4 protein-coding genes are annotated in these 5,284 nt (G+C 68.6%); all 4 read left to right on the forward strand.

The window, feature by feature from the left end:
• On the forward strand, window positions 1-805 hold an 805-nt coding region (locus P3W75_RS14790; RefSeq protein ID WP_276228113.1), incomplete at its 5' end, for a 2-hydroxyacid dehydrogenase.
• A 249-nt stretch (window positions 806-1,054) separates the two neighbouring features.
• Window positions 1,055-2,755, forward strand: coding sequence for a long-chain-fatty-acid--CoA ligase (locus P3W75_RS14795; protein WP_276228114.1), 1,701 nt, complete (start codon window positions 1,055-1,057; stop codon window positions 2,753-2,755).
• A 27-nt stretch (window positions 2,756-2,782) separates the two neighbouring features.
• On the forward strand, window positions 2,783-3,586 hold the full coding sequence (locus P3W75_RS14800) for a lipase family alpha/beta hydrolase (protein ID WP_276228115.1): 804 nt from the start codon (window positions 2,783-2,785) through the stop codon (window positions 3,584-3,586).
• 74 nt (window positions 3,587-3,660) lie between these two features.
• On the forward strand, window positions 3,661-5,284 hold a 1,624-nt coding region (locus P3W75_RS14805; protein WP_276228116.1), incomplete at its 3' end, for a WS/DGAT/MGAT family O-acyltransferase.

The raw sequence follows: 5,284 nt of genomic DNA on the forward strand, positions 1-5,284 counted from the left end.
CGTCGACGCGACCCTGCTCGCGCGCTGCCCGCGGCTGAAAGTGCTGTGCACCGTGAGCGCCGGCTTCGACCATATCGACCTGGACGCCTGTTCGGCACGCGACGTGCGCGTGTGCAACACGCCCAGGGCGGTCGCCGCGGCCACCGCCGACCTGGCCTTCGGCCTGTTGCTGGCGGCCGCCAGGCGCATCGTCGAGGCCGACCTGTTCGTGCGCGGCGGCGGCTGGCGCAGCGACTCCTCGCCGCTGCTCGGCCAGGACGTGCACCACAAGCAACTGGGCATCCTCGGCCTGGGCAGCATTGGCATGGAAGTGGCCAAGCGCGCCCGCGGCTTCGACATGGACGTCGCCTATCACAACCGCAGGCGCCTGGCGGAGGAGGACGAGACGCGTCTCGGCGTCCGCTACCTGGACTTCGGGCAACTGCTCGAACAGAGCGACGCACTCATCCTGCAACTGCCCTACAGCGCCGCGTCGCATCACATCATCGGTGCCGCGCAACTGGCGCGGATGAAGCCCCAGGCGATCCTGATCAATACCGCTCGCGGCGGCCTGGTGGATGAGGCCGCCCTGGCCACCGCACTGCGCGAGGGGCGGCTGGCCGCCGCCGGGCTGGATGTCACCGAAGGCGAGCCGGCGGTCAACCCGCTGCTGCTCGGCCTGCCCAACCTGGTGCTGTCGCCGCACAACGGCGCCGCCACCCGCGAGACGCGCCGGCGCATGACCCTGGAAGCCTTCGACAACCTGCTAGACGCCCTGCGCGGCGAACCGCTGCGCAACTGCATCAACCCACTGGAAAAAGCCTGAACGCGGCGGACGCCTGGCCACTCGCCGGGCGTCCGCTGACGCCCCGACGCAGCCCATCATCAGCCCCATGAATACCCCTGCGTCGCACCCTGTGATCACGCCGCAACGCCTCTGGTTCGGCATTTCGGGGGGCGCAGCACAGGCTCCTGCCCGTGCCCCGAAGCGAATTTTCAGCGGGCGCAAATTCAGGACAGTTCGTACGCGCGCGGCCGCCTCACCATGCTTGCAAACAACAAGGAGACACCTGCAGTGCACACCCCCTGGACTCGCTCATACCCTGCCGGCGTCAGCTGGGACAACGACCTCTCCGGCCTCAGCGTGCTGGACATGCTCGACGAATCGGTGCGCCGCTGGCCGCAGCGGCCGGCCATCGACTTCATGGGGCGCAAGATCGACTACCGCGAGCTGTCGTCGCTGATCGACCATGCCGCCAGGGGCCTGCAGGACCTCGGCGTGGGCCCCGGCGTGCATGTCGGCCTGTACCTGCCCAACGTGCCGCAGTACGTCATCGGTTTCTTCGCCGTCCTGCGCGCCGGCGGCACTGTGGTGAACTACTCGCCGCTGGACGCCGGCGAAGTGCTCGCGCACAAGATCGAGGACAGCCGCACCGACATCCTCATCACCCTCGACCTGAGCAGCCTCTACCCGTTGATGGAGCGCCTGCTGCACAGCACCCGCCTGCGCACGCTGGTGGTTGGCACGCTCGGCGAGTTCGGCGGCCAGCCCGGCGCAACCCACGCGCGCCTGCAGCAGGAAGGCCAGCTCGCCGAGGTGCGTTACGGCGAACACTGCCTGCCGTTCAAGAGCCTGTTCAACAATGCCGGCGACTGGCAGGCGCATCCCCTGCCGGCGCTGGAACAAGCCCTGGCCGTGCTGCAGTACACCGGCGGCACCACCGGCCTGCCCAAGGGCGCCATGCTGACCCACGCCAACCTCGGCGCCGCCGCCAGCCAGGTGGTGATGATCAACATCGACAACGACCGGCTCATGCACAGGGGCCAGGACAGCGTCCTGGTGGTGCTGCCGCTGTTCCACGTCTACGCGATGGTCGGCTGCCTGCTGTTCCCCATCGCCGCCGGCCTGGAGATGCGCCTGCACGTGCGCTTCGACGCCGGCACCGTGCTGCGCGAGATCCACGAGCACCGGATCGGCGCCTTCCCCGGCGTGCCGACCATGTTCACCGCCCTGCTCAGCCATCCGCAGGTGGGTGAGTTCGACCTGAGCTGCCTGAAGGTCTGCGCCTCCGGCGGCGCGCCGATGCCGGTGGAGCTGATGCAGCAGTTCAAGGCCATCACCGGCTGCCAGATCACCGAGGGCTGGGGCATGACCGAGACCTGCACCGGCGGCACCTTCACCCCGCCCGAGCGCCCCAAGGCCGGCTCCTGCGGTGTGCCGCACATCGGCGTGGAGGTCTGTTTCCTCGACACCGAAGACCCCGAACGCAAGGTCGCTCCGGGGCAGAACGGCGAGATCGCGGTGCGCGGTCCGAACATCATGCGCGGTTACTGGAACAACCCCTCGGCCAGCGCAGAATCCTTCACCACCGACGGTTACTTCCGCACCGGCGACGTCGGCTACATGGACGAGGACGGCTACGTCTACATCGTCGACCGCACCAAGGACATGCTCCTGTGCGGCGGTTTCAACGTCTACCCGCGGGTGATCGAGGAAGCCATCTACGCCCACCCGGCGGTGGAAGAAGTCATGGTCCTGGGCATCCCCGACGCCTACCGCGGCCAGTCGCCCAAGGCCTACGTCAAGCTGCGCCCGGGCCACACGCCGTTCAGCCTCGACGAGCTCAAGGCCTTCCTCAAGGACAGCCTGGGCAAGCACGAGATGGTGCAGGCCCTGGAGATCCGCGCCGACCTGCCCAAGACAGCGGTGGGCAAGCTGTCGAAGAAACTGCTCAAGGACGAAATCGCCGCGGCGCAAGCCGGCGACCGCGTCTGACTCCCCCTGGAACAAGGAAATCCCAGCATGCCGCCGATCCTCCCCGCCTCCATCATCGCGCCATTCCGCCGCAAGCCGGTGGAACGCCGCCCCTCCCCGCTGCTCTGGGCGCTGGAGTCGCGCGCCCTGCTGGAGTGGGCAACGATTCCGGCGGCCATGCCCTGGCTGCTGCTCAACGTACCGCGCGGCGACGGCCACAGCGTGATGGTGTTGCCCGGGCTGATGGCCGGCGACGCCTCCACCCTGCCGCTCCGACGCTTCCTCGACAACCGCGGCTATGACAGCCACGGCTGGGGCGAAGGCATCAACCGCGGGCCGGTCAAGGGCATCACCGTCAGGCTGCTGGCGCGCCTGGAGGAACTGCGCGAGAGCTCCGGACGCAAGGTCAGCCTGATCGGCTGGAGCCTTGGCGGCATCTTCGCCCGCGAACTGGCCCGCGCCCAGCCCGACAGCGTGCGCCAGGTGATCAGCCTCGGCAGCCCGCTGTACGGCCCGCCGCAGTCCAGCACCAACGCCTGGGAGCTGTACCGCCTGGTGCGCAGCTTCGAGCGCGACAGCGAGGAGCGCGGCGAGGAAGCGCCTCCGGTGCCCACCACCTCCATCTACAGCCGCGCCGACGGCATCGTCGGCTGGGGCGGCAGCGTGGAGAAGCGCGGCGCGCTGACCGACAACATCGAAGTCAACTGCGCAAGCCACATCGGCCTGGGCGTGCACCCGCTGGTCTGGTACGCCATCGGCGACCGCCTGGCGCAAGCCGAGGACCAGTGGAGCCGGTTCCGCCCGCGCGGCCTCAAGCGCGCCCTGTTCCCCTTCCGTGCGCCCAAGCGCTGAGAGAGTGAAACGCCCGCCACAACGGGCCTTGCAAGCATTTTCCCTGCAACAACAAGAACAAGGTTGGTGATGCGATGAAACATCTGAGCGGGATGGACGCCATGTTCCTGCACATGGAATCGGCCGAGATGCCTACGCACATTGGATCGCTCCATGTGCTGCAACTCCCCGAGGGTTACGACGGCGACTTCTACGAGGAGGTCAAAACCTATCTGGCGGGGCGCCTGCACCTGACGTCGGTGTTTACCCGCAAGCTGGCCTTCATGCCTTTCGACCTGTCCGATCCGGTCTGGGTGGAAGACGAGAACCTCGACCTGGAGCACCACATCCGCCATATCACGCTGCCCAAGCCGGGCAGCAACCGCCAATTGCAGCAGGTGATCGGGCGCAGGCACTCCAACCTGCTCGACCGCAGCCGGCCGCTGTGGGAAATCACCGTGATCGACGGCCTGCGCAGCGGCGAGGTGGCGCTGTACGCCAAGGTGCACCACGCCAACGTCGACGGCCAGGCCGGCATCGAACTGGTCCGCGCGCTGTTCGACGACGTGCCCAGCGGCCGCAAGATCCCGCCGGCGCAGCCCAAGCTGCGGCGCAACACCTATCAGCTGGGCGTCGCCGAACTGGCCGGGGCGGCCGTGCGCAACGCCGGGCGGCAGTACATCAAGTTGGCGCGCATGGTCCCGGACATGCTGCGCGCCGGGCGCAGCGTATTGCCGGTGGTGGGCGATGCCAGCCTGCGCAACTGGCGCAACCTCGACCCGCGCAAACTGCTGGCCCCGCGCACCCCGCTGAACGTGGCCATCACCAACCAGCGCAGCTTTGCCGGGCGCACCGTGCCCCTGGCCGAGATCAAGGAAATGGCGCGCGCCCTGGATGTGAGCTTCAACGACGTGGTCATGGCCACCGTCTCCGGAGCCCTGCGCCGCTACCTCAAGGCCAGTGGCGAACTGCCGGAACGCGCGCTGACCGCCGCCGCCCCGGTGAGCCTGCGCAGCCCCGGCGACGATACCGCGAACAACCAGGTGAGCATGCTCATGGTCGACCTGGCCACCGACGAGGCCGATCCGCTGGATCGCCTGCGGCGCATCAACGCCTCGTCGACGCAGCGCAAGGCGGCGATGAACAAATTCCGCTCGGCCATTCCGATGGACTTCCCGATCTTCGCCGCCCCCTGGTTGCTCTCCGGGATGGCCGCCATGTACGGTCGTTCGCGCCTGGCCAACTGGATGCCGCCGCCGGCCAACCTGGTGATTTCCAACGTCACCGGCATCCCCATGCAGCTGTACTTCGCCGGGGCCAAGGTGTTGTGCTACTACCCGGTGTCCATCCCCTCCCACGGCATGGCGCTGAACGTCACCGTGACCAGCTACCACGACCGCCTGGACTACGGCCTGATCGCCTGCCGCCGCGCCCTGCCGGACCTCAACGACCTCGGCGACCAGTTGCTCGGCGAGCATCGCCGGCTGCTCGAACTGGCGCGCAGCCGGGCCAGCACCGCTGGCGAAGGCAAGAAGGCCGGGGCTAGCGCCGAAGCCAAGAGCAAGGCGCCGACCAAGGCCAGCCCGGCCGCCAAGCCGGCCAAGCCTGCCAAACCCGCGAGCCCGGCCAAGGCGCTGCCCAAGCCCCAGCCGGCGAGCAAGCCTCTGCGCAAGGCCAATGGTGCCGCGCCGACGCCGCCGGTGACCGCCGAGCAGCAGC

It is taken from the genome of Pseudomonas citronellolis, from assembly GCF_029335315.1.
Lineage (GTDB): Bacteria > Pseudomonadota > Gammaproteobacteria > Pseudomonadales > Pseudomonadaceae > Pseudomonas > Pseudomonas citronellolis_A.

What these genes read in the sequence shown, in the direction of transcription:
- P3W75_RS14800 (WP_276228115.1), top strand. Translation starts at nt 2,783, where the DNA reads ATGCCGCCGATCCTCCCCGCCTCCATCATCGCGCCATTCCGCCGCAAG.